We start from the raw sequence: 25,240 nt of genomic DNA on the forward strand, positions 1-25,240 counted from the left end.
CCGGGCCATTTCTGGCACCGGGTTTTTTTCGTCTCGCGAAAATTTACTGGCCGAGAATCTGACCCACTGACGGGTCTTTGAACAGGCGGGTCAACGCATCGCTCAACACATCGCTGACCAGCTTGGTGTTGGTCTCCTGATTCGGCGCCATACCGAAACGCTGATCCAGGGATGCGCCGTAACGACCGCTGTAACGACGACCACCGTTCTGCACATCCGAGCGGAACGTCGCGCCAATGGTGGCTTCCGTCACGTACATGCCTTCCTTGGGCGACTGATACTTCAGTTCGGCCAGCGTCACGGTCAACTGCGGCGCGTTCATGCCGTTGCTGACCGGCGTGAAGCCCAGAAGGCGCACGGCCGCTTCGGCCTGAGCCTGCAACTTCGGCAGGATCTGTGCGCCCTGCACAGTAATCGCGCTGGTTTCAGGGTACATACCGCCACGGGTGCCCAGGGTTGGCGACGGACGACCATCCACCACACGAACCACCACCTGCTGACCATGGCCAACCGGCGCCAGCTGAGTGGTCAGCCTCGGCTCCGGGCTCAGTTGCTGCGGGCTATGGGCGCAGCCGACGAGGGTCAAACTGGTCACAGTAATCAAACCGAACAACAAGCGTTGCAACATGCTCTTCTCTCCAGAATCAGGCACAAACAGGCCGGCAGTATAGCGGTGCGCCACCGGGGCAAACCAGCGCAACAATTACAGATAAATCTGACACGTCTATCAGACTGCGGTTCATGTCACAGATCTGTCACCGCCCATACACTTGCACGTCACGACCCACTGGCAACCTTCGCATCAGTCCCCCAACAAGGAACCTGGCCATGCGCTACCTCATCTCGCTGTTCGCACCCCGTCCGCTGCATCGCTGCTTCGCCCTGCTCGATCGCAACGGTCATTGCCAGGCATTCAAGCAGTGCAGCCTCCAGCCAATGGGTGACGGCTGGGTCGAAATCGAAGAAATCCGCCTCAATTGGCTGCACCATCCCCTGCCCCCAAGTGCCCGGGTCCGCCAGCGCCAGACTCGCTCACGGGCCCAACAACTGTTGACCACCTGACCGGACGCCTAATAAAAGTCATTATTGACGACCATTTCCCCGCGTTTCTTCGTTACAATCTCCCCCCGATTATAAGGACGTCTCCTGATCGGGCCCCGCAGCATTGTCAATGCGCTTGTATTGACCCTCGATACCGCCCACAGAGAGCCGCCCACACAGATCGTGTGAAGCTGGCGCTTGCTGTTCTTCAAGCAAAAAACCCACTTTTCGCGAATCTGCAGAGCTGTCATTACGCTCGGTCACTGAGCTGTCTGCCCGTTTTGCCGGTCATGTAACCCATGACGGCGATCCATCCGGGCACAGTGCCAGGCTGGGACAGCCCTTTTTGAGGTTCACGTCTTCAAAAGAGCGTGAAAAAAACGGGTTTTCACAACTTCACAAGAGTGTGGCGAGCAAATGAATAGTTTTGCGTCTGAACATGCACCATTAGCGTCTGAAACAGCCCAACGACACAGGACCGAGTACTCCTCGAACACCGGAGCCTGAAGCCTGTCCGCTACGGATTTGGTTGCACAAACGGATGTATCGACCATAAGTCGAATTGCCAGTCGCGCGTTGAAATGAGTTCATAGACCTCATTATCCCGGCCGGTAGCGTCCGTCGAAGTTGCGATAAATTGCGAAGATTCGGACATGGCGACAGTGCCATGAGTACCAGGGGCATCACTGACTCGCCCCGGAACGCCTGGCAGCCATACCGACAATTTGGTGCTGCAGATTTTGGAGACGCGTTAAATGGCGCATAACGAAGCAGTCGACGTAGTACTCGTAGGGGCCGGCATCATGAGTGCCACCCTCGCCGTACTGCTCAAAGAACTCGACCCCGCGATCAAGCTGGAAGTCGTCGAGCTGATGGATTCCGGTGCCGCGGAGAGTTCCAACCCGTGGAACAACGCCGGTACCGGTCACGCCGGGCTGTGCGAGCTGAACTACACGCCGCAGGCCGCCGACGGCACCGTCGACATCAAGAAAGCCGTGCACATCAACACCCAGTTCGAGGTGTCGAAGCAGTTCTGGTCGTACCTGACCAAAAAAGGCACCTTCGGCTCGTGCAAATCGTTCATCAGCCCGGTCCCACACCTGAGCTTCGTGCAAGGTGACGGTGGCGTGTCCTTCCTCAAGGAACGCTTCAATGTGTTGAGCAAGCACCACGCTTTCTCGGACATGGAATACACCGAAGACAAGGCCACCATGGCCGAGTGGATGCCGCTGATGATGCCAGGCCGTCCGGCTGACGAAGTCATCGCGGCCACTCGCGTGATGAACGGCACCGACGTCAACTTTGGCGCCCTGACCAATCAATTGCTCAAGCACCTGACCAGCGCACCCGATGCCCAGGTCAAGTACTGCAAGCGAGTGACCGGCCTCAAGCGCAACAACGGTGGCTGGACCGTCAGCATCAAGGACGTGAACAGCGGTAACACCCGTGAAGTCGACGCCAAGTTCGTCTTCCTCGGCGCAGGCGGCGCAGCACTGCCGCTGCTGCAGGCTTCGGGCATTGAAGAAAGCAAAGGCTTCGGCGGCTTCCCGATCAGTGGCCAGTGGCTGCGCTGCGACAACCCGGAAGTGGTCAAGCACCACCAGGCCAAGGTGTACAGCCAGGCAGCCGTGGGTTCGCCACCGATGTCCGTGCCGCATCTGGACACCCGTGTCGTCGATGGCAAGAAGTCGCTGTTGTTCGGGCCTTACGCCGGCTTCACCACCAAGTTCCTCAAGCACGGTTCCTTCATGGACCTGCCGATGTCGGTTCGCGCCGGCAACATCGGCCCGATGCTGGCGGTGGCGAAAAACAACATGGACCTGACCAAATATCTGGTCAGCGAAGTGATGCAGTCGATGGAACAGCGCCTGGACTCCCTGCGTCGTTTCTACCCTGAAGCGAAAGCCGAAGACTGGCGCCTGGAAGTGGCCGGCCAACGGGTGCAGATCATCAAGAAAGACCCGAAAAAAGGCGGCGTGCTGCAGTTCGGCACCGAGCTGGTCGCGGCCAAGGACGGTTCCCTGGCGGCACTGCTCGGCGCTTCGCCAGGTGCTTCGGTGACGGTTTCGATCATGCTTGAGCTGATCGAAAAATGCTTCCCGAACAAGGCATCCACTGAATGGGCTGCCAAGCTGGCAGAAATCTTCCCGGCCCGGGAAAAGGTTCTGGAAACCGACGCTGCGCTGTATCGCAAGATCAACACGCAGAATAACGTCGCACTGGAACTGGTTGAAGCCAGCAGCGAGACCGAAAGCTACGCTTGATTCGGTCCCATAAAAAACGCCCCGTTCTCAATGAGACCGGGGCGTTTTTTTATGCCTGGCGACACCATCTTATGTGGCGAGGGGATTCATCCCCGTTCGGCTGCGCAGCAGTCGCAAAACTTTTGAATGCTTTGTCTGACATACCGTGTCAGCAGATTTTGGGGCCGCTTCGCAGCCCAACGGGGATGAATCCCCTCGCCACAGGTATTCGTTCGCTTCGTATACAATCAGCCACGAGCCTTGGCGATCAGCTCAATGTACTCGGCCGCATTGCGCTGATCCTTGATCACCGCAACAAAATCATTGCCGTGCTCGTCCTTGCCGTCCAGGTCATGACCCGCCTCGACGAAGAAGGTCAGAAAACGCTCGAAGTCATCGATACGCAGGCCACGGTAGGCTTTGATCAGTTTGTGCAGCGACGGCGAAGTGGCGTCGACCGGCTCGAAATCGAGAAACAACTTGATCTGCTCATCGCCGATCTCGTCACCAATCACTTGCTTCTTATCTTTACGCATTGCTGACTCCAGCTCGCAGACATTTCACGGGGCGGGCAGTTTACCCCTCCCTTGGCGCCGCACTCAACGCGGACGAACACTGCCGGTGTGCAAATCCGCCCAGATATGGCCGTTGGCATAGCTGAGGAATTGGCAATACACCGTGTCATTGCGCAGCAGATCGATCACCACCCGGTACTGTGCCATCGGGTAGTAAAGCGTCAGCGTCCTGGTTTTATCGTCGTAGATCGGCTTTTTCAGGCTTTTGCTTTCGCCGTCGAAGTTGACCAGCACTTGATTGATGGTCGCCCCCTTGTTCAAGGACTTGCCCTTGAGGCGGATCATCAACGGTGACGTCACGGGAATCGGTTGCTGGTTGGATTGGCGCTGACTGCCCACCACTACCGAGTATTCCGTAACCTGCAGCAACTGTTGCAGGTCCGGTTCGGCGTCACGCAGGTTCAGGTCATCCGGTGGCAGGAACTGGGCATGCATGGGTGCAGGGGCGGCTGCCAGCGGCAGGCTGAAAGCCAGCATCAGTACGGCGAAGCAGCGAATCAAAAGGCTCATGACGGGCTCCGGAGATGAAGCCGAGCACTGTAACGCATACCTGTAGCAGCTGGCGAAGCCTGCGTCCGGCGGCGGAGCCGTCGTTAATCCTGAATCTACATTTTTCCTGACACACACTGCTGCCTGATCTCACGACGGCTTCGCCGACGGACGCAGCCTTCGGCAGCTGCTACAGGGAGTTTGGTGCTGTCAGGCGCTCAATCAAACTGCGCGCGCATCCAGGCCTGATACTCGGCAACGCCCGGCTGGCCTTCGCGCGGCGCCCAATCTGCCAGCTCACCGTCGCCGACCGGGCGATAAGGACCGGCCTTGCATTCGAACATCAGGCTGTCGGCTTCCAGCACCACCAGGCCATGGAACACGCCAGTGGGCAGGTCCACGCCGATACAATCGCCACCGGCCTGCAGGATGCGCTTGCTGACTACCCCGCCCGACTCATCAAAGATCAACACGCCAAGCCGGCCTTTAAGGACCAGCAAGGTTTCGGCCTTGTTCTCGCCAAGGTGCCGATGTGGCGGGATATAGGTACTCGGCTGCAACCCGACGGCCATGCGATGGCAAGCATCGTCCATCTGATGGAAGTTGTGATGTTGACGCCCACGGGGATTAGCCGCGGCTTTCTCGGCCAACTCAGCGAACAGCGTTTGATCAAGAAAGCTCGGCGTGGTCATTGATTACATTCCTTTAACGGCAAAAATCCCGTTGGCGTTGCGCCAGTAACCTTTGTAATCCATGCCGTAACCGAAGATATAACGGTCGATGCACGGCAGACCGACGAAGTCGGCTTTCAGGTCCGGGCGAGCCTTGCGGTCGTGGTCTTTGTCGATCAGTACCGCGGTGTGCACTTTGCGTGCGCCGGCATGTTTGCAGAAGTCGATGATCGCACCCAGGGTGTGACCTTCGTCGAGGATGTCGTCGATGATCAGCACATCACGGTCGATGAACGAAACTTCCGGCTTGGCTTTCCAGAAAAGGTCACCGCCGCTGGTTTCGTTGCGATAACGGGTGGCGTGCAGGTAGGACGCTTCCAGCGGGAATTGCAGATGGGTGAGCAGCTTGCCAGCGAAAATCAGGCCGCCGTTCATCACACAGAACACCACCGGATTGCTGTCAGCCAGTTGCTCGTTGATGTGCGCACCGACGCGGGCGATGGCCGCCTCGACTTCAGCTTCGGTGTACAGGCAGTCAGCCTCTCGCATGATTTGACGGATATGCTCGAGATCAGCGGACATGGCGCTCTCCAGGGGGACGTATTCGGGAAAAGCGGGCAAAGGTACGCATCCCGCCCGGCCAGATCAAGCGTTTGTGGACTAACGTACTCTATGTCTATAGGACAACACTCTCGGATAGATTAATCTAGGCCGCTTTTTTTGCCCGCCGCCGGAGCTTTTCCCATGCCCATCCTCGAGATCCGCCATCCGCTGATCCGCCATAAACTAGGCCTAATGCGCCGCGCAGACATCAGCACCAAGAATTTCCGTGAGCTCGCTCAGGAAGTCGGTGCCCTGCTGACCTATGAAGCCACCAAAGACTTGCCGCTGGAAGCCTACGATATCGAAGGCTGGTGCGGAACCGTGTCGGTCGAGAAAATCGCCGGCAAGAAAATTACCGTCGTGCCGATCCTGCGTGCCGGCATCGGCATGCTTGAAGGTGTGCTGAGCCTGATCCCGGGCGCCAAAGTCAGCGCCGTGGGCGTGGCCCGCAATGAAGAAACGTTGCAGGCACACACCTACCTGGAAAAACTGGTCCCGGAAATCAACGAGCGCCTGGCAATGATCATCGACCCGATGCTCGCCACCGGTAGCTCCATGGTTGCCACCATCGACCTGCTGAAAAAAGCCGGTTGCCGCGACATCCGCGCCATGGTGCTGGTTGCCGCGCCCGAAGGCATTGCCGCCGTGGAGAAGGCTCACCCGGACGTGACCATCTACACCGCATCCATCGACGAACGACTGAACGAGCACGGTTACATCATTCCGGGCCTCGGCGATGCGGGTGACAAGATCTTCGGCACCAAGCAGAAGGACGCTTGAGCATGCAGGAAGAGTTCAACGATCCGCTCTGGCGCACGGTGTTGTCCGGCGCACAGATGCTGTTCGTAGCGTTCGGCGCCCTGGTGTTGATGCCGCTGATCACCGGTCTCGACCCGAACGTAGCGCTGTTTACCGCAGGGCTGGGGACGATCCTGTTCCAGATCGTCACCGGCCGTCAGGTACCGGTATTTCTGGCATCGAGTTTTGCCTTCATCACCCCGATCATTCTTGCCAAGGGCCAGTTCGGGCTCGCGGCGACCATGGGCGGCGTCATGGCGGCAGGCTTCGTCTATACCTTTCTCGGCCTGGCCGTGAAGATCAAAGGCACCGGTTTCATCGACCGGCTGCTGCCACCGGTGGTGATTGGTCCGGTGATCATCTCCATCGGCCTGGCCATGGCACCGATTGCCGCCAACATGGCGATGGGCAAGGCTGACGATGGCTCTGAACTGATTCATTACCAGACGGCGATGCTGATCTCGATGCCGGCATTGCTCACCACGTTGATCGTAGCGGTGTTCGGCAAAGGCATCTTCCGCCTGGTGCCGATCATTTCCGGCGTGCTGGTCGGTTTCGCCATGGCCTTCTACTTCGGTGTAGTGGATACCGCCAAGATCGCCGCGGCACCCTGGTTCGCCATCCCGCACTTCACTGCGCCGGAATTCAACTGGCAGGCGATTCTGTTTATCGTTCCGGTGGCCCTGGCGCCAGCGATCGAACACATCGGCGGTGTGATTGCCGTCGGCAGCGTGACCGGTCGCGACTACCTGAAAAAGCCTGGCTTGCATCGCACCCTGCTCGGTGACGGGATTGCGACCACCGCAGCCGGTCTGTTCGGCGGCCCACCCAACACCACCTACGCCGAAGTGACTGGCGCGGTGATGCTGACCAAGAACTACAACCCGAAAATCATGACCTGGGCGGCGATCTTTGCCATCAGCCTGGCGTTTGTGGGCAAGTTCGGTGCGCTGCTGCAAAGCATTCCAGTGCCGGTGATGGGCGGGATTCTCTGCCTGTTGTTCGGTTCGATTGCGGCGGTGGGCATGAACACGCTGATTCGCCACAAGATCGACCTGGGCGAGGCACGCAATCTGGTGATTGTTTCGGTGACCCTGGTGTTCGGGATTGGCGGTGTGCTGGTCGGTACCGGGACAGGCCCGGACGACTTCGGTCTCAAAGGCATCGCGCTGAGCGCGGTGGTGGCGATTGCGCTGAATCTGCTACTGCCAGGCAATGACAGCTGGAAGCACAAGAAGGCGGATGAGCCGCTGCTTTAACAGCGCACAGATACACCTGTGGCGAGGGGATTCATCCCCGTTGGACTGCGCAGCAGTCCCATTTTTTTGGGGCCGCTTCGCGACCCAACGGGGCGGTGCGACGTTTCGCTAATCCCCTCGCCACAATTTATAGCGCCAGCGGCGCTCGCTCACACAAGGCAGTCAACGCCCGCGCCCACTGCGGGTCATCGTTGAGGCAAGGCACCAGCACCAGTTCTTCCCCTCCCGCTTCGCGGAATTGTTCCAGCCCGCGATCGCCAATCTCCTCCAGCGTCTCGATGCAATCGGCAACGAACGCCGGGCACATCACCAGTATTTTCTTCACGCCGCTTTTGGCCAGTTCGTGCAGACGGGCTTCGGTGTAGGGTTCGATCCATTTCGCCCGGCCCAGGCGCGACTGGAACGACACCGACCATTTACCGTCCGGCAGCCCCATGCGTTTGGCGAACTCGGCAGCGCTGCGCAGGCATTGCGCGCGATAACAGGTGGCCAACACTTCAGGCGAAGCGTTCTTGCAGCAATCCTCATTCTTGAAGCAATGCTGGCCGGTGGGGTCGAGCTTGGTCAGATGTCGCTCCGGCAAACCATGAAAACTCAGCAGCAAGTGATCGTGATCCTGCGCCAGATACGGCTTGGCACTGGCGACCAGCGCATCAAGGTATTCCGGCTGATCGTAAAACGGCTGGAGAATCGAGAACTGTACGTCGAGTTTCTTCTCGCGCACGACGCGTTTGGCTTCTTCAATCACCGTGGTCACGGTGCTGTCGGCGAACTGTGGATAAAGCGGTGCAAGGGTGATGCGTTTGTGGCCTTGAGCGGCGAGCTGCAACAGTTTGGTCTCAATCGACGGCTCGCCGTAACGCATCGCCAGCTCAACAGGCCCATGTGTCCACTGCGGGGTCATCGCCTGTTGCAGGCGACGGCTGAGCACCACCAACGGGGAGCCCTCCTCCCACCAGATGGACGCGTAGGCATGGGCCGACTGCTCCGGCCGCTTGATCAGAATCAGCGATACCAGCAAACGGCGCACCGGCCACGGCAGGTCGATCACATACGGGTCCATCAGAAATTGATTGAGGTAACTGCGCACATCCGCCACCGAAGTGGAGGCCGGTGAGCCCAGGTTGACCAGAAGCAATGCGTGATCGGTCATGCAACGTCCTATTTCAAAGGCGGCTGGACAGGTCGTCCAGAGCCGCGCGCAAATCAGTGAACCGGAAAGTGAAACCCGCTTCCAGCAAGCGGACCGGCATGGCCTTTTGGCCGCCCAACAACAGCAATGACAGCTCACCCAGGCACACCTTCAATGCCAGGGCCGGCATCGGCATGAACGCGGGACGATGCAGCACAGCACCCAGGGTCTTGGCGAACTCGCTGTTGCGCACCGGTTTCGGTGCGCAGGCATTATAAGGACCGCTGGCATTTTTCTGATGCAGAAGAAAATCAATCAAGGCGATTTGATCGTCGATATGAATCCACGGCATCCACTGCCGACCATTGCCGATAGGCCCGCCCAGCGCCAGTTTGAATGGCAGCAACAGGCGCGACAAAAAGCCGCCATCGGCCGATAGCACCAACCCCGTACGAACCAGGATCACGCGAATACCCAAGGCCTCGGCACGCTGGGCGGTTTCCTCCCAGGCGATGCACAGCTGACTGGCGAAATCATCGATGACCGGTGCCGATTCCTCGGTCAATTCCCGTTCGCCCCCATCGCCATACCAACCGACAGCAGAACCGGAAATCAGCACGTCGGGTTTCTGCTCGCGAGTCTCGAGCCAGGCCAGCAGGTGTTCGGTCAGCGTAATCCGGCTGCTCCACAACAACGCCTTGCGCTTGGTCGTCCATGGACGATCTGCAATTGGCGCGCCGGCAAGATTGATGATGGCGTCCACCGTTTCCTGGCCGATGTCCTCCAATCGGGAAATTCCGCGCACCTTGGGACCACAGATTTTCGCGACTTTTTCCGGCTCGCGGCTCCAGACCGTCAGGCTATGTCCCTCGCTCAGCCAGTGTCGGCAGAGCTGACGTCCTATCAAACCAGTACCGCCGGTCAGCAATATGTGCATGACTTCTTCCTCGCGTGGCCTTTTATCCTGCTCACTAGTCTATTTTTATAAGCAGGGATCTTTGGTATCGGGCAGTGTCTGTGTTTAACAATAGGCCAACCTGTCAGAACTAGAACGCTAAAAGTTATACCAAAAAACAATATTGTACAGGTTTCAACCCCAGCGTAGTCTGTACAGAAAGGTAAACGAGGCCCCTATGACTGTACCTATCGCAATCATCGGCACCGGCATCGCCGGGCTCTCAGCCGCCCAAGCCCTGACAGAGCTCGGGCATGTCGTTCAACTTTTCGATAAAAGTCGCGGAAGCGGCGGACGCATGTCGAGCAAGCGCAGTGACGCTGGTGCTCTGGACATGGGCGCGCAGTACTTCACGGCGCGTGACCGTCGGTTCGTTACAGAGGTCCAGCGTTGGCAAACCCTTGGCTGGGTCGCCGAGTGGACGCCGCAGCTTTATACCTATCACGGTGGGCAGCTCAATTTGTCACCGGATGAACAGACTCGCTGGGTCGGCACGCCGCGCATGAGCGCGATCACCCGTGGCCTGCTCGGCAATCTTGAAGTGCAATTCGCCTGTCGCATCACCGAGGTCTATCGCGGAGAAGAGCACTGGCATTTGCAAGACGCCGAAGGCTTCACTCACGGCCCGTTCAGTCATGTGGTCATCGCCACGCCAGCCCCTCAGGCGACGGCATTGCTAGCCTCTGCACCGAAGCTTGCCGGGGCGGCTGCCGGGGTGAAGATGGACCCGACCTGGGCAATTGCCCTGGCCTTCGATACGCCACTGGATACCCCCATGGAAGGTTGCTTCGTGCAAGACAGCCCGCTCGATTGGTTGGCCCGCAACCGCAGTAAACCCGGGCGTGACAACACGCTGGACACGTGGGTACTGCATGCCACGAGCGCGTGGAGCCGACAGCACATCGACCTGTCCAAGGAAGCCGTGATCGAACAATTGCATGGGGCCTTCGCCGAGCTGCTGCACAGCGCCATGCCCGCGCCGACGTTCAGCCTGGCCCACCGCTGGCTCTACGCCCGCCCCGCCACCAGTCACGAATGGGGCACACTGGCCGACGCCGACCTGGGCTTGTATGCCTGTGGCGACTGGTGCTTGTCTGGCCGCGTAGAAGGCGCCTGGCTCAGCGGCCAGGAAGCCGCCCGCCGCTTGCACGAGCACCTGCAGTGAACCGCATCAATCCAGGCAAATTGCTGCTGTCGAAGTGGACAGCAGCCCACCCGCAAAACCGTGAAAAACATTTTCTGGTGACCGAGCTGTTCCGTGATGAGGAAGGCGTCGTGCTGGAAGTTGAAATCCAGGCGGTGTTGACCAAGCGCTGCGAACGGTTTGAATGGCAGGGCCTTCGCAATCAGGACCAGTGGAAAATGGGTTGGTTGTAGGAGGCCGGTAAAAACCTATACAAATAATTTGACTTGTACAGCTTCGAATCTATGATGAGCTTATGTTGTACAGAACCTCGCATCTGTACAAGTTTAGATTCGAGGTGTTCCGATGATCCCTGCCACCGTGAAACCGAAGATTGCCATCAGCGCCTGCCTGATGGGCGCCGAAGTACGCTTTAACGGCGGGCACAAAGAATCTCGCCTGTGCAGTCGCACCCTCACTGAATACTTCGATTTCGTCCCGGTTTGCCCAGAGGTCGCCATTGGCCTCGGCATTCCTCGCCAACCGATTCGCCTGATCGGCGATCCTGAACAACCCCAAGCCGTCGGCACCGTCCTTCCAGAACTCAACGTCACTCGGCCACTGGCTGAATACGGTGAAAAAATGGCGGCGGAGCTGGAGGACATCTGCGGCTACATTTTCATGCAGAAATCCCCTTCCTGCGGCCTGGACCGGGTCAAGGTCTACCACGCCAACGGTGCACCTGTGGATGGCGGTGGACGCGGTATCTACGCCCAGGCTTTCTGCTCACGGCACCCTGATTTACCGGTGGAGGAAGACGGGCGGCTGAATGATCCAGTGCTGCGCGAGAACTTCCTGACGCGGGTTTTCGCCTACAGCGCCTGGCAACAACTGTTGAAAGAAGGCCTGACCCGCCGCGGCCTCACCGACTTTCACTCGCGCTACAAATACTTGCTAATGGCCCACAACCCGGTGCAGTACAAAACCCTGGGCAACTTGCTGGGGAACATGGGTCAGACTGACCCGATCGAGTTGGGCCCGCGCTATTTCAGCGAGCTGATGGCGGCCTTGAAGAAATGCGCCACGCGACGCACCCACAGCAACGTCCTGCAACACATCAGTGGTTACCTCAAGCAGGTGATCAGCGCTGAAGACAAACAGGAAGTGCAGCACGTTATCGGCCAATACCGCCACGGCATCGTGCCGCTGGTGGTGCCTTTGACGCTGCTCAAACACTACTTCCGCCAACATCCGGATCCCTACATTGCGCAACAGGTTTACCTGCAACCGCACCCGGAAAACCTCAGCCTGCGAAACGCGATCTAATGAACGACCGACTCGACACCAGCGCCAGCGAAGACCTGGGCGATGATTTCAAAAAAGCGCTCGACGAAGGCTGGCTGCCCATCCGCGAAGTCGCGCGGCAGACCGGCGTCAACGCCGTCACCTTGCGTGCCTGGGAACGTCGTTATGGACTGATCGTGCCCCAACGCACGCCCAAAGGTCATAGGCTGTTCTCGGCCGAGCACGTGCAACGCATCCTGACGATTCTCACCTGGCTCAATCGTGGCGTGGCCGTCAGTCAGGTCAAGCAACTGCTCGATACCCCACAAGCCTTGAACGTACCCGTCGAAAGCGATTGGCACGTACTGCGGCATACGTTGCTGCAAGCCGTAACGCAGCTTAACGAGCGCACCCTGGACGACACCGTCAATCAGGCGATGGCGCTGTACCCGCCACGCACCTTGTGCGAGCAGTTACTGATGCCGCTGTTGGCGGACCTGGAGCAACGCTGGAAGGGCCAGTTCGGCGCGCAAATGGAGCGCGTGTTTTTTTATTCCTGGCTGCGCAGCAAATTTGGCGCGCGCATTTACCACAACAACCGTCAACTACGCACCGCGCCGCTGCTGTTGATCAATCACTCGGACCTGCCGCTGGAGCCTGACCTGTGGCTCACCGCCTGGCTGGTCAGTAGCGCCGATTGCCCGGTCGAGGTGTTCGACTGGCCGCTGCCGGCGGGTGAACTGGCGCTGGCGGTGGATCATTTGAAGGCTCGCGGCGTGCTGCTGTATTCCAGCAAAGCCATGAACCTGCCGCAGCTGGAGAAACTTTTGAGCGGCGTGAGTTGCCCAAAAATCATTGCCGGCCCAACGGTATGCATCCATTGCGCCGAGTTGTCCGTAAGAACCTCTGAGATCGCTGATTTGTTTCTGGCCGAAGATCCCTTGTCGGCTCACCAGAACCTCGTTCAGCAGGGGCTCATTTAATGGCGACTCTTAATAAAAGTACGGACACCACCATGCAATTGATCTGGATGCGCAGCGACTTGCGCCTACTCGACAACACGGCGCTCAGCGCGGCTGCGGCGCGCGGCCCGTGCGTGGCGGTGTATGTGTTGAGCCCGCAGCAATGGCTGGAGCATGACGACGCGCCGTGCAAAGTGGATTTCTGGCTGCGCAACCTGAGCGAATTGAGCCGCGCATTGGGCGAATTGAACATCCCCCTGCTGATTCGCGAGGCGTCACGGTGGGATGACGCACCGAAGGTCTTGCTCGATCTCTGCCAGCAATTGAAGGTCGAAGCGGTCCACGTCAACGAGGAGTACGGCATTAATGAAAGCCGGCGTGACGAGCAGGTTGGCGAAGCTCTGAAGGCCGAAGGCATAGGTTTTTACAGCTATCTCGATCAGCTGTTTTTCAAACCTGGCAGCGTGCTGACCAAGACCGGGACCTACTTTCAGGTCTTCAGTCAATTTCGCAAGGTCTGCTACGAACGTCTGCACCGCTCGATACCCGCCATGGTCGTGAAACCCGCAGCGCAGGATTCGCTAGACATCGCCAGCGACAAGATTCCTGCCAGTGTCGAGGGTTTCGAAACGCCCGGCGAACAGCTGCGAGCACTCTGGCCTGCCGGCGAAGCGCAAGCCCGTCTGCGTCTCGATGCCTTCGCCGACGCCCAGATCGATTACTACAAAAACGAGCGCGACTTCCCCGCCAAACCGGGCACCAGTCAACTGTCAGCCTATCTGGCGGCCGGGGTCGTTTCCCCTCGCCAGTGCCTGCACGCGGCCTTGCAAAGCAATCAAGGGGAATTCGAAAGCGGCAACGTTGGCGCAGTCACCTGGATCAATGAACTGCTGTGGCGTGAATTCTACAAACACATCCTGGTGGGCTACCCACGGGTTTCTCGTCACCGTGCGTTTCGCCCGGAGACCGAAGCGCTGGCGTGGCGCGACGCCCCGGATGAACTGTTGGCCTGGCAGCAGGCCCGCACCGGGCTGCCGATCATCGACGCAGCCATGCGCCAACTGCTTGAAACCGGCTGGATGCACAACCGCCTACGCATGGTGGTGGCGATGTTTCTGACCAAAAACCTGCTGATCGACTGGCGCGAAGGTGAACGCTTTTTCATGCGCCACCTGATTGATGGCGACCTGGCAGCAAACAACGGTGGCTGGCAGTGGAGCTCATCCACCGGCACCGACTCGGCGCCCTACTTCCGGATATTCAACCCGCTGAGCCAGTCCGAGAAATTCGATGCCGAAGGCGTGTTCATCAAGCACTGGCTGCCTGAGCTGGCCGGACTGGACAAGAAACAAGTGCACAACCCGGCAGACGTCGGCGGATTGTTCGGCGTGGCGGATTATCCATCGCCCATCGTCAACCTGAGCACGTCTCGACAGCGTGCCCTGGCCGCATTCAAAAACCTGCCCTCGCGGCAGGCGCAAGATTGAAAAGGAGATTGGGATGAGCCTTACACCTCCACGACGGTATTGGTTGACTGGCGCCAGCAGCGGTATCGGTGCTGCGCTGGCTGAAGAGATACTAAAGACCGGCGCACACCTGGCCGTAAGCTCACGCTCGGTGGCGCCGTTGAAAGTCTTGTCCCAACGCTATCCGGGGCAAGTGCTGGTCGTGCCTGGTGATCTGACCAACAGCCAGAAAGTGCGAGAGATCGGCGAACAGATTGCTGAAGCCTGGGGATCTCTGGACACCGTGATTCTTAACGCCGGTACGTGCGAATACGTCGATGCCCAGCAGTTCGATGCTTCGATCATCGAGCACGTGGTGCGGACCAATCTGCTCGCCAGCGCCTACTGCATCGAAGCGGCCTTGCCTTTGTTGCGCGCCGGGACTGCGCCGCATCTGGTCGGCATGGCAAGCTCGGTGACTTACCTTCCGCTGCCCCGAGCCGAGGCCTATGGCGCTTCGAAGGCGGGCCTTCGTTACCTGTTCGAATCGCTGCGCATTGATGTGGCGTCTGAGGGCATCGAGGTCACGGTGGTCAGCCCGGGCTTTGTCGATACACCGCTCACGGCCAAAAACGATTTCCCGATGCCCCTCAGCTGGCCTGTGGATAAAGCCGCGCGGCACATTTTCGCCAAACTTGCGAACCGTCCACTGGAGATTGCGTTTCCGGCGCTGTTCATGGCCGCCCTGTGGCCGCTGTCGAAATTGCCCAATCGCATTCAGCTCGAGATCGGCAAACGCATGGTGCGCAGCAATCCGCCCATCAAGGACACACCGTGAACATCGCCATCATCGGCAGCGGTATCTCGGGGCTGACGAGCGCCTACCTGCTCAACCGCAGTCACGAGATCACTGTGTTCGAAGCCAGCGACTGGGTCGGCGGGCACACCCACACCGTGGACGTGACGGTCGAGGGTCGAAGCTACGCCGTGGACACCGGGTTCATCGTATTCAATAACTGGACCTACCCCAATTTCATTCGCTTGCTGGAACAGCTTGGCGTGGGCTTCAAACCCACCGAGATGAGCTTCTCGGTCACCGATCCGGACAGTGGCCTGGAGTACAACGGCAACAACCTCAACAGCCTCTTCGCCCAGCGGCGCAATCTGTTGTCCCCTGGGTTCTGGGGCATGTTGCGTGACATCCAGCGCTTCAATAAGGAGGCGCTACGCGACCTCCAGGAAGAGCGGATCGACATCGACACCACGCTGGATGATTACCTCAAGGCCGGTGGCTATGGTGAGCGTTTCATCCTGCATTACATCGTCCCGATGGGCGCGGCGATCTGGTCGATGTCCATGGCCGACATGCTCGGTTTTCCGTTGCAGTTATTTGTACGGTTTTTCAAGAATCACGGCTTGCTGTCCATCAACAATCGGCCGCAATGGCAGGTGATCGAAGGCGGCTCTAGCGCCTACATCGAACCGTTGACCGCTTCGTTCCGTGAACGCATTCGGTTGAATTGCGCCGTGACCCGGGTCGAGCGCGATGAGGAGGGTGTAGTTATCCACAGCGCCGCCGGTATCGAGCGGTTCGACAAAGTGGTGTTCGCTTGCCACAGCGATCAGGCACTGAAACTGCTGGCGGCACCGAGCGACGCCGAACAATCGATCCTCGGCGCCCTGCCCTATGCCGACAATGAGGTGGTGCTGCACACCGACACGCGCCTGCTACCCCAGCGCAAACTTGCCTGGGCCAGCTGGAATTACCGCCTCGGTGGCCCAGGCCATACACGGGCCGCCGTAACGTACGACATGAACATCCTGCAAGGCATCCAGAGCGACATCACGTTTTGTGTCAGCCTGAACCAGAGCGCGGGCATCAGTCCCTTCAAGGTCCTTGCCAAGTACACCTACGCGCATCCGCAATACAGCCTGGCTGCCGTTGCCGCACAGGGGCGTTGGGAAGAATTGAACGGCATTGAGCACACCTGGTATTGCGGCGCGTATTGGGCCAACGGTTTTCACGAGGATGGCGTAGTCAGTGCGTTGCGGGTTGCCCATGCGTTTGGAGAGCAGCTGTGAACAGCGCCCTCTACAGCGGCTGGATCGCCCATCGCCGATTCGCCCCGCGGCGTCATGAATTCCGCTACCGGATCGGTCTGTTGTACCTGGACCTCGACGAGCAGGACGAAGTACTGGGGTTATCGCCGATGTCGGGCAATAGTCGCTTTTCGCCATTCTCATTTCGCGAAACCGATTACCTCAGAACCTACACCCGCCGCGGCATGCGTCTGATCGATGCAGTGCGCCTGCAGGTCGGGGAAGCGCTCGGACATGTTCCCCAAGGCTCGATCTGCCTGCTGACTCAAGCCCGTAGCTGGGGCCTGTCGTTCAATCCGGTGAGCTTTTTCTATTGCCATGAAGCGGACGGTCAACTGGCAGCGATTCTCTGCGAAGTCAGCAACACGCCCTGGCGCGAACGCTATCACTACGTGCTGCCGGCCAAGACCCCGGAAGATCTGGGCGACTTCCATCAGCACTTCGCCGTGGCCAAGGCCTTTCACGTCTCGCCGTTTTTGCCCCGGGACCTTGAATACCGAATGAGCTTCAGCCCGGCCGCGAAAAAACTCGGCGTGCACATGGCTGACTGGCAGGGCGAACTGAAGCTCTTCGACGCCACGCTCAATCTGCAACGTGAGGCCCTGGATCGCGCCAGCCTGCACCGTTACCTGCGGCGTTTTCCGTGGATGACCGCGAAAACCTGCCTGGCGATTTACTGGCAAGCCCTTCGACTGCTGCTCAAGGGCACACCGATTTTTGCTCATCGACCTGCCGACGGCAGCTTTCAAATCGCCACAGTTCCCCCCAAGGATCGCCGCCATGAAATCCTCTAGCGTCACGGCCAAAGCCCCCCTGCTCAGTACCAACGGCCTGACCGGAACGCTGTTGCGTCGGGGCGTACTGCGTCAGCTGGCACACCTCAAACACGGGCAACTGGTGGTGGTCGAAGACGGCGAACGCCACGTTTTCGGCACCCAGGGCAGTCACTTGCTGGGAGAGATTCAGATCCTCAATGCCGCAGCGTGGGGATTGGTGGCGAGCAACGGTTCGATCGGTGCCGGGGAAGCGTTTATTCATGGCTACTGGAGTTCGCCCGACCTCACGGCGGTGGTGCGGGTATTTGTCAGCAACCTTGACGTGCTGGACGCGCTGGAAGGTGGCCTGGCGAAACTCGGCCGGCCCTTCGTTCAAGGACTGCACTGGCTGAACCGCAATACCCGCAAGGGTTCGCAAAAGAACATCGCCGCCCATTACGACCTCGGCAACGACCTGTTTGAACAGTTTCTCGATCCGACCATGATGTATTCGGCCGCCCAGTTCCTGACGCCCGAAGACAGCCTTGAGCAAGCGCAGCTGAACAAGCTGGAGCGGATTTGTCAGAAGCTGGCGCTCAAGCCGACCGATCACTTGCTGGAAATCGGCACAGGTTGGGGCAGCATGGCGCTGTATGCCGCGCAGCAATATGGCTGCAAAGTCACCACCACGACGCTTTCCAAAGAGCAATACGCCTTCACTGCGCAACGTATTGAAGCGCTCGGGCTGCAAGATCAGGTGACGCTGTTGCTGTCCGATTACCGCGACCTGACGGGCCAATACGACAAGCTGGTGTCGATCGAGATGATCGAAGCCGTCGGGCATCGCTTTCTGCCGACCTACTTCAAGCAATGCGCGCATTTGCTCAAGAGCAACGGACTGATGCTGTTGCAAGCCATCACCATTCGCGATCAACGCTACGAACAGGCCAAGAGCAACGTCGACTTCATTCAGCGTTACATCTTCCCCGGCGGCGCCCTGCCCTGCGTGCAAAAGATGCTGGAGATCGTCAGCCGCGACACCGATATGAACCTGCTGCACATGGAAGATTTCGGCCTGCATTACGCCAGGACACTGCGCCTGTGGCACGAGAACTTTCGCCGGGCCCACGGCCGCCTGAGCGAATTGGGTTACGACGATTATTTCCTGCGCCTGTGGGAGTTTTACCTGTGTTACTGCGAAGGTGGTTTCCTGGAGCGCACCATCGGCACGGCGCAATTGCTGCTGGCCAAACCGTCAGCAATCACCGCACCGCTGCTGGGCCGTTTCGATGCTTGAACGCCTGACCAACGCCGCGTTGTTCCAATTGGGCTGGTTCGCGTGCGTGGTTGGTGGCAACAGTCTTTGGTTGTTGGTGCCGTTGGCAGCGTTAGTGATTCATCTGCTGTGGATAAGTCGTTGGGCGGATGAAGGCCGACTGATCCTCAGCGTGGTTCTGTTGGGCACGACCGTGGACAGTACATTGCGCTGGTTGGGGGTGTTCGATTTCGCCGATGTGGCACCCCTCATACCGCTATGGCTGATGCTGCTATGGGCGCTGCTGGCGACGACCTTGCGCCATTGCCTGGCCTGGAGCGCCCATCCGTGGTGGCTCGCCAGTGCATTGGGCGCGATCGGTGGGCCGCTGTCGTATTACGCAGGCAGCCAACTGGCGGGGGTGCAATTTCCCTACGGACCATGGGTGACACTGATCGGCATCGGCGCACTGTGGGCGATGCTATTTCCCACGCTGCATTTCATGGCCCAGCGACTGGCTTCGGACACCCATCGTTAAACGTCTGTCAGGCCTTTTACACTCACAAGGTCCACTGCCTTACACTGCGCGCCATGAAGACCATTCCCCATACGCAAATCGCCGAGCCGGCGGTCACATGCTCGACCTGCGCAGCGTGCTGCTGTCAGCTCGAAGTCATGCTGATCACGGACACGGGCGTGCCTGAACGTTTTATCGATACCGATGACTGGGGCGGGGAAGTGATGCTGCGTCTGGATGACGGCTGGTGTGCCGCGCTGGATCGCAACACCATGATGTGCACGATCTACGAAAAGCGTCCGCTGATCTGCCGGGAATTCGAGATGGGTGCACCGGAATGCATCGAGGAAAGACAGGGCATTACGACAGCGTATCGGTGATTTTTGGCCCACCGTGGATCATATGTGGGAGCTGACCTGCTCCCACAGTGATCAGTGCTTACAACGGCATTGTGTAATGCAGGGCGTAGCTTTCTACGCCGTCGTTGTGGTTGGCCAGTCCGGCATTGGAATAGTGTGTAGCCCGAATCCCGACTTCATGACCGCCCGCAAAGCGAAGACCGAAACCTAGACGGTCTTCAAACTGAAAAGACTGACCGATGTTGTTGTCTTCCAGCTGGGTATCGGAGAAGAACGCAACCCCAACGCCTGCCTCGATGTAAGGCTTGACGTTTTGACCGGCAAATTCGTAAACGAACACCGGAGCAAACGACAGGCTGTTATTGCTGGAAGTCTTGTCGCCCTCCCAATAGGTATAGGCGCCGCTCCAGAAACCGGTCAGGCGACCCACATCGCTCTGCCACCAGCTCTTGTCCCAATCGAACTGCATGCCCAACCGGTAGGTCATGGTTGAGTCGCTGGTCGCGCCGACTGCGAACTCCACGCCTGCCGCCTGTGCAGTAATACTTTGCCCCATCAGTGCGGCCGCAATCGCGGCCAAGCAGAATAGTCGCTTCACTAGAAACATCCTTTTCCGAACGATTTTCGTATGGTTTTTTGGGTGCAGCTCAACATTCAAAGCTATAGAAGTCGACGATTAGTCAGAAGTTCAGACGGTTTCGGGACTTTTCACATTTTTTTTACAAGTCGAAGCTACGCACAATGCCGGTGGAATTCCAGAGTACCGGCAACACATTACTAAAATGTTCCGGATCGGCACTCGTCCAGAACTGTGCGGCGCGAGCAGGCCCCTCAGCGAGCAACTCACGTTCTGCCAACAGGCGCTGAAGTTGCCGTGCTACCGCAGCACCGGTGTCGATCAGGCTGATGTGCTCTGGGATCATCTGCTTTAGCAAAGGCTTTAGGAAGGGGTAATGCGTGCAGCCGAGAATGATCGTGTCACACCCTGCGGCCAGCAGCGGCGCGACATAGCTGCCAAGCAACGTTCGCAAGGCCGGACTGTGCAGATCACCGTTCTCGATCAACTCCACCAGACCGGGGCATGGCTGGGTGATCACGCGCACATCGGTGGCAAAGCGATCGAGCAGCGCGGCGAACTTGGCACTCTGTAATGTCCCGGTGGTGGCGAGGACACCGACCACGCCACTGCGCGTTGCAGCTGCGGCAGGCTTGACTGCGGGCTCCATGCCAACGATGGGCCACTCGGGATAATCGCGGCGCAAATCTGCGACACCTGCCACCGTCGCGGTGTTGCAGGCCAGCACCAGCGCTTTGGCGCCCTGCTGCTGAAAAAAGCCGGCCATTACGCTGCAACGATGGCGGATGAATTCCGGGGTTTTCTCGCCATAGGGAACATTCCCGCAATCGGCGACGTACAGCAGGGATTCATCAGGCAGCAACCGCTGGATCTCAGCCAGCACCGACAGCCCACCGACGCCGGAGTCGAACACGCCAATCGGCGCTTCACGCATGTTTCGACCCACAAACGCCGCAACCCGGATCTCGCTTGACGCGCAATTCCCGGAACCGTGTGCCCAGGGCATCAATCAACAACAATCGACCCACCAGCGGCTCGCCAAAACCTGCCAGCAGTTTCAGCGCTTCGAGGGCCTGGAGGCTGCCGACCAAACCGACCAAGGGACCGATGACGCCGGCTTCGCTGCAGGTCAGCTCGGCTTCGCTGCCGTGTCCGTATAAACAGTGGTAGCAAGGGCTTTCCGGGCGCCGTGGATCGAACACCGACAATTGCCCTTCGAGGCGAATGGCAGCGCCGCTCACCAGAGGTTTGCCGGCCAGCACGCACGCGGCGTTGACCGCTTCGCGGGTGGAGAAATTATCGGAACAGTCCAGCACCAGGTCCACCGCCGCTACCGCAGCAGCGAGGGAATCCTCATCCAGCGCAGTGCGATGGGCGATCAGCTGAATCTCGGGATTGATGGCGCTTAATCGGCGGATGGCCGAGTCGACCTTGCTGACACCAACGCTGTCGGTGTCATGAATGATCTGGCGTTGCAAATTGGTCAGGTCGACGCTGTCGAAGTCCGCCAGATGCAGCTCGCCAACACCGGCAGCGGCCAGGTACAGCGCAACCGGCGAACCGAGACCGCCGAGGCCGACAATCAGGACTCGGCTTGCTTTGAGTCGCAGCTGACCGTCGATATCGACGTGCTGCAACAGAATCTGACGGCTGTAGCGCAACAATTCCTGATCATTTAGCACGGCAAGCGTCCCAGGCTGATACGTTCGTGACCGCCCAGATCGGTGCGGCTGTGCACTTCTTCAAAACCACGGGTCAGCAGCAGATCGCGCACTGCCAAGGCCTGATCGTAACCGTGTTCGAGCATCAGCCAGCCACCCGCTTCAAGGTAGTCCGGCGCCTGGGCGACGATCAAACGCAGATCGTCGAGCCCGTCGATACCGGCAACCAGGGCGCTGGCCGGCTCGAAGCGCACGTCGCCTTCGACCAGATGCGGATCGGCGCTGGCGATGTAAGGCGGGTTGCTGATGATCAGTTCGAAGCGCTGGCCTTCCAGGGCACTGAACCAATGGCTGCTCAGCACAGTGGCATTGTTCAGGTGCAGACGCTGGCGATTGCGTTCGGCCAGGGCAACAGCTTCCAGTACGCGATCCACCGCGGTGACCTTCCATGCCGGGCGCTCACTGGCCAGGGCCAGGGCAATCGCGCCGCTGCCGGTGCCGAGGTCGAGAACCCTGGCAGGGCTGGCCGTGAGCAATTCCAGCGCGGTCTCTACCAGCAATTCGGTGTCCGGACGCGGGATCAGGGTGTGCGGGGCGACCTCCAGGTCCAGCTTCCAGAAACCTTGCTGGCCAAGGATGTAGGCCACCGGCTCCCCGCCGCGACGACGTTGCAGGAATTCGGCGAACTTCAGCGCCGCTTCGCTCGGCACGATGCGTTCCGGCCAGGTGTGCAGGAAGCTGCGGGGCTTGCCCAGCGCAGCCGCCAGCAACAACTCGGCATCCAGACGTGCAGAGGGCGAGTCGGGCAAATCGGCGGCGCGTAACAAACTGGCAATGATGGTCATTTACTCACCTATCGCTGCGAGTTGGTCGGCCTGGTACTCGGCCAGCAACGGCTCGATCACCGCATCGACGCCACCGGCGAGGATTTCATCAAGGGAGTACAGCGTCAGGTTGACCCGGTGATCAGTCACCCGGCCCTGCGCAAAGTTGTAGGTACGAATCCGCTCTGAACGATCCCCTGAACCCACCAGCAACTTGCGTTCGCTGGCGATGGCATTGGCGGCAGCGCTGGTTTGCTGGTCGTTCAGCTTGGCCGACAGCCAGGCCATCGCCCGCGCGCGGTTCTTGTGCTGGGAACGTTCTTCCTGGCACTCCACGACAATACCGGACGGTATGTGCGTGATGCGAATAGCAGAGTCAGTCTTGTTGACGTGCTGACCGCCGGCGCCAGAGGATTTGTAGGTATCGACCCGGATATCCGCGGGGTTGATCTCGATCGCTTCCTGCTCGTCCGGTTCAGGCAACACCGCTACGGTGCAGGCCGAGGTGTGGATACGGCCCTGGGATTCGGTGGCCGGCACGCGCTGTACGCGGTGGACGCCGGACTCGAATTTCAGTTTGCCGTAGACATTTTCGCCCTCAACTCGCGCGATGACTTCTTTATAGCCACCGTGCTCACCGATGTTCTCCGAAAGGATCTCCACCCGCCAGCCGCGACGCTCGGCGTAGCGTGAATACATGCGAAACAGATCGCCCGAGAAAATCGCCGCCTCATCACCGCCAGTGCCGGCACGGATCTCGAGGAACACGTTGCGACCGTCGTTCGGATCCTTGGGCAGCAGCATGCGTTGCAGATTGGCTTCGATTTCGATCAGTTGCTCTTTGGCTTCGCGGACTTCTTCCACGGCCATTTCGCGCATGTCCGGGTCGCTGTCCTTGAGCAGCGCCTGAGCACCTTCAAGATCATTCTGTACCTTGAGCAACTGTTTATAGGTTTCGACGATCGGCTCGACTTCCGCGTATTCCTTGGAATAGGTGCGGAATTTGGTCTGGTCGGAAATGACTTCACCGTCGCCAAGGAGGGCGGTCAGTTCCTCGAAACGGTCCTGGAGGATATCCAGCTTATTGAGCAGTGACGCTTTCATTGCGTTTTTTTATCCGAAAAGCTATCCGATGAGCCCTCACCGAGGGCAAAGAGTTCCTGGGCCATTGCCAGTGCGTCGAGGCGTCCTTCGGCAGAAAGCTTTTTCAACTGCACGCTCGGGGCGTGCAGGAGTTTGTTGGTCAGGCCCCGCGCCAATTGCACCAGCACGTCTTCGGCGCTGCTGCCATTGGCCAGCATCCGCTGGGCCTTCTGCAATTCTTCGTCGCGCATGCGCTCGCTTTGTTGGCGATAGGCCTTGAGCACATCCACTGCGGCCAGTTCACGCAGGCGGACCATGAAGTCTTCAGCGCCGATCGAGACCATCTCTTCCGCCGCTTGGGCAGCGCCTTGACGGCTTTTGAGGTTCTCGGCGACGACTTCATGGAGATCGTCGACGCTGTAGAGGTAAACGTCGTCAAGCTCGCCGACTTCCGGCTCGATATCCCGAGGCACGGCGATGTCGACCATGAAAATCGGTTTGTGCTTGCGCAGCTTCAAGGCACTTTCGACGGCGCCCTTGCCCAGGATCGGCAGCTGGCTGGCGGTAGAGCTGATAACGATGTCACTGCGCACCAGCTCTGCCGGGATATCCGACAGCAATACGGCGTGAGCGCCGAACTGTTCGGCCAGGATGCTCGCGCGTTCCAGTGTGCGGTTGGCAACCACGATACGTTTCACACCCAGTTCGTGCAGATGACGGGCGACCAGGGTGATGGTCTCGCCGGCGCCAATCAGCAGAGCCTGGCTGCGCTGCAGATCGCTGAAGATCTGTTTCGCCAGGCTGACTGCGGCGAACGCCACGGAAACAGGGTTTTCGCCAATGGCAGTGTCAGTACGCACCTGCTTGGCCGCATTGAACGTCGCCTGGAACAGACGCCCGAGCAATGGACCGATAGTGCCGGCCTCGCGGGCCACGGCGTAGGCGGACTTCATCTGACCGAGAATCTGCGGTTCGCCCAGTACCAGCGAATCCAGCCCGGAGGCGACCCGCATCATGTGACGAACTGCCGCATCATCTTCGTGCACGTAAGCGCTCGAACGCAGCTCGTCGAGGCTCAAATGATGGTAATCGGCCAGCCAGCGCAACACGACGTCAGCCGAAAGGTGATCCTGTTCTATATAGAGTTCACTGCGATTGCAGGTGGAGAGGATCGCAGCTTCGCGGCTGTCGGTAAGTCGGCAGAGCTGCTGCAAGGCCTCCACCAGCTGCTCAGGGGTAAAGGCCACGCGCTCGCGGACGTCTACTGAAGCAGTCTTGTGGTTGATACCGAGTGCAAGGAAGGCCATTCAAAGTCGCAGATGGTGACGTGAAGCCGGCAATTGTCCTACTTCGACACAACGAGAACAACTACTCGATCTCTATCGCCTTGGTAGGCATCACCCGAAACTGCGAGCGCTTCTCGTTTACACGAAGCGTACACCGGCCCCTGTGGGAGCTGGCTTGCCAGCGATGGACTGACAGACACCGCTGGCTCCCTGTGAAAACTCGTCATCGTTAACGACCATCGC

The 25,240-nt window shown here is 59.1% G+C and carries 28 protein-coding genes; 15 read left to right on the forward strand and 13 right to left on the reverse strand.

From position 1 onward, the window contains the following. Positions 1-43: 43 nt before the first annotated feature. On the reverse strand, positions 44-628 hold the full coding sequence (locus tag H7698_RS21275; RefSeq protein WP_194692728.1) for a YajG family lipoprotein: 585 nt from the start codon (positions 626-628) through the stop codon (positions 44-46). 200 nt (positions 629-828) lie between these two features. On the opposite strand from H7698_RS21275, the gene H7698_RS21280 reads away from it, so the two are divergent. Both H7698_RS21280 and mqo read left to right on the forward strand, forming a co-directional pair. Further along, positions 829-1,062: a hypothetical protein gene (locus H7698_RS21280; RefSeq protein WP_162437180.1), complete on the forward strand. Its 234-nt coding sequence runs from the start codon at positions 829-831 to the stop codon at positions 1,060-1,062. A gap of 734 nt (positions 1,063-1,796) precedes the next feature. Beyond that, positions 1,797-3,305 (forward strand): malate dehydrogenase (quinone), encoded by a 1,509-nt coding sequence (mqo, locus tag H7698_RS21285; protein WP_162437179.1) that lies wholly within the window; start codon positions 1,797-1,799, stop codon positions 3,303-3,305. Between the two features lie 227 nt (positions 3,306-3,532). On the opposite strand, the gene H7698_RS21290 is transcribed toward mqo, so the two are convergent. From H7698_RS21290 to H7698_RS21305, 4 genes are all read right to left on the reverse strand, one after another. Then, a complete protein-coding gene (locus H7698_RS21290) occupies positions 3,533-3,820 on the reverse strand; it encodes a PA4642 family protein (RefSeq protein ID WP_157713313.1) in 288 nt (95 codons plus the stop codon). Between the two features lie 63 nt (positions 3,821-3,883). Beyond that, positions 3,884-4,369 (reverse strand): hypothetical protein, encoded by a 486-nt coding sequence (locus H7698_RS21295; RefSeq protein ID WP_162437178.1) that lies wholly within the window; start codon positions 4,367-4,369, stop codon positions 3,884-3,886. A gap of 197 nt (positions 4,370-4,566) precedes the next feature. Further along, positions 4,567-5,040 (reverse strand): WbuC family cupin fold metalloprotein, encoded by a 474-nt coding sequence (locus tag H7698_RS21300; protein ID WP_194692729.1) that lies wholly within the window; start codon positions 5,038-5,040, stop codon positions 4,567-4,569. Between the two features lie 3 nt (positions 5,041-5,043). Then, on the reverse strand, positions 5,044-5,601 hold the full coding sequence (locus tag H7698_RS21305; protein ID WP_162437176.1) for a hypoxanthine-guanine phosphoribosyltransferase: 558 nt from the start codon (positions 5,599-5,601) through the stop codon (positions 5,044-5,046). Positions 5,602-5,763: 162 nt separating this feature from the next. Between H7698_RS21305 and upp the strand changes: the two genes are divergently transcribed. After that, positions 5,764-6,402 carry a uracil phosphoribosyltransferase gene (gene upp / locus H7698_RS21310; RefSeq protein WP_162437175.1) on the forward strand — a complete coding sequence of 213 codons (639 nt, stop codon included), beginning with the start codon at positions 5,764-5,766 and terminating at the stop codon, positions 6,400-6,402. Positions 6,403-6,404: 2 nt separating this feature from the next. Then, positions 6,405-7,679 carry a uracil-xanthine permease family protein gene (locus H7698_RS21315; protein ID WP_194692730.1) on the forward strand — a complete coding sequence of 425 codons (1,275 nt, stop codon included), beginning with the start codon at positions 6,405-6,407 and terminating at the stop codon, positions 7,677-7,679. Positions 7,680-7,806: 127 nt separating this feature from the next. Here H7698_RS21315 and hemH read toward each other — a convergent pair whose 3' ends face one another. Further along, positions 7,807-8,832, reverse strand: coding sequence for a ferrochelatase (gene hemH, locus H7698_RS21320; protein ID WP_194692731.1), 1,026 nt, complete (start codon positions 8,830-8,832; stop codon positions 7,807-7,809). A 13-nt stretch (positions 8,833-8,845) separates the two neighbouring features. Further along, positions 8,846-9,748, reverse strand: coding sequence for a TIGR01777 family oxidoreductase (locus tag H7698_RS21325; protein ID WP_194692732.1), 903 nt, complete (start codon positions 9,746-9,748; stop codon positions 8,846-8,848). 196 nt (positions 9,749-9,944) lie between these two features. Here H7698_RS21325 and H7698_RS21330 point away from each other — a divergent pair, with 196 nt between their 5' ends. From H7698_RS21330 to H7698_RS21380, 11 genes are all read left to right on the forward strand, one after another. Then, a complete protein-coding gene (locus H7698_RS21330; protein ID WP_194692733.1) occupies positions 9,945-10,931 on the forward strand; it encodes an NAD(P)/FAD-dependent oxidoreductase in 987 nt (328 codons plus the stop codon). After that, positions 10,928-11,143, forward strand: a complete 216-nt coding sequence (locus H7698_RS21335) for a TIGR02450 family Trp-rich protein (RefSeq protein WP_194692734.1) — start codon at positions 10,928-10,930, stop codon at positions 11,141-11,143. Before H7698_RS21330 ends, H7698_RS21335 begins: the two co-directional genes overlap by 4 nt. A 112-nt stretch (positions 11,144-11,255) precedes the next feature. Continuing rightward, complete coding sequence (locus H7698_RS21340) at positions 11,256-12,215, forward strand: YbgA family protein (protein WP_194692735.1); 960 nt, start codon at positions 11,256-11,258, stop codon at positions 12,213-12,215. After that, a complete protein-coding gene (locus H7698_RS21345; protein ID WP_194692736.1) occupies positions 12,215-13,156 on the forward strand; it encodes a MerR family transcriptional regulator in 942 nt (313 codons plus the stop codon). The genes H7698_RS21340 and H7698_RS21345 overlap by 1 nt, the downstream gene beginning before the upstream one ends. A gap of 32 nt (positions 13,157-13,188) precedes the next feature. Continuing rightward, the gene (gene phrB / locus H7698_RS21350) at positions 13,189-14,622 is read left to right on the forward strand and encodes a deoxyribodipyrimidine photo-lyase (RefSeq protein ID WP_194692765.1); all 1,434 of its coding nucleotides are present in this window, start codon (positions 13,189-13,191) and stop codon (positions 14,620-14,622) included. Between the two features lie 13 nt (positions 14,623-14,635). Beyond that, positions 14,636-15,418 carry an SDR family NAD(P)-dependent oxidoreductase gene (locus H7698_RS21355; protein WP_194692737.1) on the forward strand — a complete coding sequence of 261 codons (783 nt, stop codon included), beginning with the start codon at positions 14,636-14,638 and terminating at the stop codon, positions 15,416-15,418. Further along, on the forward strand, positions 15,415-16,662 hold the full coding sequence (locus H7698_RS21360) for an NAD(P)/FAD-dependent oxidoreductase (protein ID WP_194692738.1): 1,248 nt from the start codon (positions 15,415-15,417) through the stop codon (positions 16,660-16,662). Before H7698_RS21355 ends, H7698_RS21360 begins: the two co-directional genes overlap by 4 nt. Next, positions 16,659-17,474 carry a DUF1365 domain-containing protein gene (locus H7698_RS21365; protein ID WP_194692739.1) on the forward strand — a complete coding sequence of 272 codons (816 nt, stop codon included), beginning with the start codon at positions 16,659-16,661 and terminating at the stop codon, positions 17,472-17,474. Before H7698_RS21360 ends, H7698_RS21365 begins: the two co-directional genes overlap by 4 nt. Beyond that, positions 17,461-18,732: an SAM-dependent methyltransferase gene (locus H7698_RS21370; protein ID WP_162439677.1), complete on the forward strand. Its 1,272-nt coding sequence runs from the start codon at positions 17,461-17,463 to the stop codon at positions 18,730-18,732. Before H7698_RS21365 ends, H7698_RS21370 begins: the two co-directional genes overlap by 14 nt. Continuing rightward, positions 18,725-19,228 (forward strand): DUF2878 domain-containing protein, encoded by a 504-nt coding sequence (locus H7698_RS21375; protein ID WP_194692740.1) that lies wholly within the window; start codon positions 18,725-18,727, stop codon positions 19,226-19,228. The genes H7698_RS21370 and H7698_RS21375 overlap by 8 nt, the downstream gene beginning before the upstream one ends. Before the next feature lie 53 nt (positions 19,229-19,281). Further along, positions 19,282-19,587 (forward strand): YkgJ family cysteine cluster protein, encoded by a 306-nt coding sequence (locus H7698_RS21380; RefSeq protein WP_074880229.1) that lies wholly within the window; start codon positions 19,282-19,284, stop codon positions 19,585-19,587. 58 nt (positions 19,588-19,645) lie between these two features. Here the strand turns inward: H7698_RS21380 and H7698_RS21385 are convergent, their stop codons facing one another. From H7698_RS21385 to hemA, 6 genes are all read right to left on the reverse strand, one after another. After that, positions 19,646-20,164 carry an acyloxyacyl hydrolase gene (locus tag H7698_RS21385; RefSeq protein WP_162439680.1) on the reverse strand — a complete coding sequence of 173 codons (519 nt, stop codon included), beginning with the start codon at positions 20,162-20,164 and terminating at the stop codon, positions 19,646-19,648. Between the two features lie 121 nt (positions 20,165-20,285). Then, positions 20,286-21,077 (reverse strand): glutamate racemase, encoded by a 792-nt coding sequence (gene murI / locus H7698_RS21390; RefSeq protein ID WP_162439681.1) that lies wholly within the window; start codon positions 21,075-21,077, stop codon positions 20,286-20,288. Next, positions 21,070-21,825: a molybdopterin-synthase adenylyltransferase MoeB gene (locus H7698_RS21395; RefSeq protein WP_162439682.1), complete on the reverse strand. Its 756-nt coding sequence runs from the start codon at positions 21,823-21,825 to the stop codon at positions 21,070-21,072. Before H7698_RS21395 ends, murI begins: the two co-directional genes overlap by 8 nt. Next, complete coding sequence (prmC, locus tag H7698_RS21400; RefSeq protein ID WP_194692741.1) at positions 21,819-22,649, reverse strand: peptide chain release factor N(5)-glutamine methyltransferase; 831 nt, start codon at positions 22,647-22,649, stop codon at positions 21,819-21,821. The genes H7698_RS21395 and prmC overlap by 7 nt, the downstream gene beginning before the upstream one ends. Then, complete coding sequence (gene prfA / locus H7698_RS21405; RefSeq protein WP_194692742.1) at positions 22,650-23,732, reverse strand: peptide chain release factor 1; 1,083 nt, start codon at positions 23,730-23,732, stop codon at positions 22,650-22,652. Next, positions 23,729-25,018 (reverse strand): glutamyl-tRNA reductase, encoded by a 1,290-nt coding sequence (hemA, locus tag H7698_RS21410; RefSeq protein ID WP_162439685.1) that lies wholly within the window; start codon positions 25,016-25,018, stop codon positions 23,729-23,731. The genes prfA and hemA overlap by 4 nt, the downstream gene beginning before the upstream one ends. Positions 25,019-25,240: the final 222 nt, after the last annotated feature.

The sequence above is a fragment of the Pseudomonas sp. p50(2008) genome, assembly GCF_015351605.1.
In the GTDB taxonomy this organism is placed as follows: Bacteria; Pseudomonadota; Gammaproteobacteria; order Pseudomonadales; family Pseudomonadaceae; genus Aquipseudomonas.

Coding starts and splice junctions, on each gene's coding strand:
- prfA (WP_194692742.1), bottom strand. CDS start 23,732: ATGAAAGCGTCACTGCTCAATAAGCTGGATATCCTCCAGGACCGTTTC.
- H7698_RS21290 (WP_157713313.1), bottom strand. CDS start 3,820: ATGCGTAAAGATAAGAAGCAAGTGATTGGTGACGAGATCGGCGATGAG.
- H7698_RS21305 (WP_162437176.1), bottom strand. CDS start 5,601: ATGTCCGCTGATCTCGAGCATATCCGTCAAATCATGCGAGAGGCTGAC.
- H7698_RS21345 (WP_194692736.1), top strand. CDS start 12,215: ATGAACGACCGACTCGACACCAGCGCCAGCGAAGACCTGGGCGATGAT.
- upp (WP_162437175.1), top strand. CDS start 5,764: ATGCCCATCCTCGAGATCCGCCATCCGCTGATCCGCCATAAACTAGGC.
- prmC (WP_194692741.1), bottom strand. CDS start 22,649: ATGACCATCATTGCCAGTTTGTTACGCGCCGCCGATTTGCCCGACTCG.
- H7698_RS21325 (WP_194692732.1), bottom strand. CDS start 9,748: ATGCACATATTGCTGACCGGCGGTACTGGTTTGATAGGACGTCAGCTC.
- hemH (WP_194692731.1), bottom strand. CDS start 8,832: ATGACCGATCACGCATTGCTTCTGGTCAACCTGGGCTCACCGGCCTCC.
- H7698_RS21380 (WP_074880229.1), top strand. CDS start 19,282: ATGAAGACCATTCCCCATACGCAAATCGCCGAGCCGGCGGTCACATGC.
- H7698_RS21315 (WP_194692730.1), top strand. CDS start 6,405: ATGCAGGAAGAGTTCAACGATCCGCTCTGGCGCACGGTGTTGTCCGGC.
- H7698_RS21280 (WP_162437180.1), top strand. CDS start 829: ATGCGCTACCTCATCTCGCTGTTCGCACCCCGTCCGCTGCATCGCTGC.
- H7698_RS21355 (WP_194692737.1), top strand. CDS start 14,636: ATGAGCCTTACACCTCCACGACGGTATTGGTTGACTGGCGCCAGCAGC.
- phrB (WP_194692765.1), top strand. CDS start 13,189: ATGCAATTGATCTGGATGCGCAGCGACTTGCGCCTACTCGACAACACG.
- hemA (WP_162439685.1), bottom strand. CDS start 25,018: ATGGCCTTCCTTGCACTCGGTATCAACCACAAGACTGCTTCAGTAGAC.
- mqo (WP_162437179.1), top strand. CDS start 1,797: ATGGCGCATAACGAAGCAGTCGACGTAGTACTCGTAGGGGCCGGCATC.
- H7698_RS21375 (WP_194692740.1), top strand. CDS start 18,725: ATGCTTGAACGCCTGACCAACGCCGCGTTGTTCCAATTGGGCTGGTTC.
- murI (WP_162439681.1), bottom strand. CDS start 21,077: ATGCGTGAAGCGCCGATTGGCGTGTTCGACTCCGGCGTCGGTGGGCTG.
- H7698_RS21300 (WP_194692729.1), bottom strand. CDS start 5,040: ATGACCACGCCGAGCTTTCTTGATCAAACGCTGTTCGCTGAGTTGGCC.
- H7698_RS21370 (WP_162439677.1), top strand. CDS start 17,461: ATGAAATCCTCTAGCGTCACGGCCAAAGCCCCCCTGCTCAGTACCAAC.
- H7698_RS21340 (WP_194692735.1), top strand. CDS start 11,256: ATGATCCCTGCCACCGTGAAACCGAAGATTGCCATCAGCGCCTGCCTG.
- H7698_RS21295 (WP_162437178.1), bottom strand. CDS start 4,369: ATGAGCCTTTTGATTCGCTGCTTCGCCGTACTGATGCTGGCTTTCAGC.
- H7698_RS21275 (WP_194692728.1), bottom strand. CDS start 628: ATGTTGCAACGCTTGTTGTTCGGTTTGATTACTGTGACCAGTTTGACC.
- H7698_RS21330 (WP_194692733.1), top strand. CDS start 9,945: ATGACTGTACCTATCGCAATCATCGGCACCGGCATCGCCGGGCTCTCA.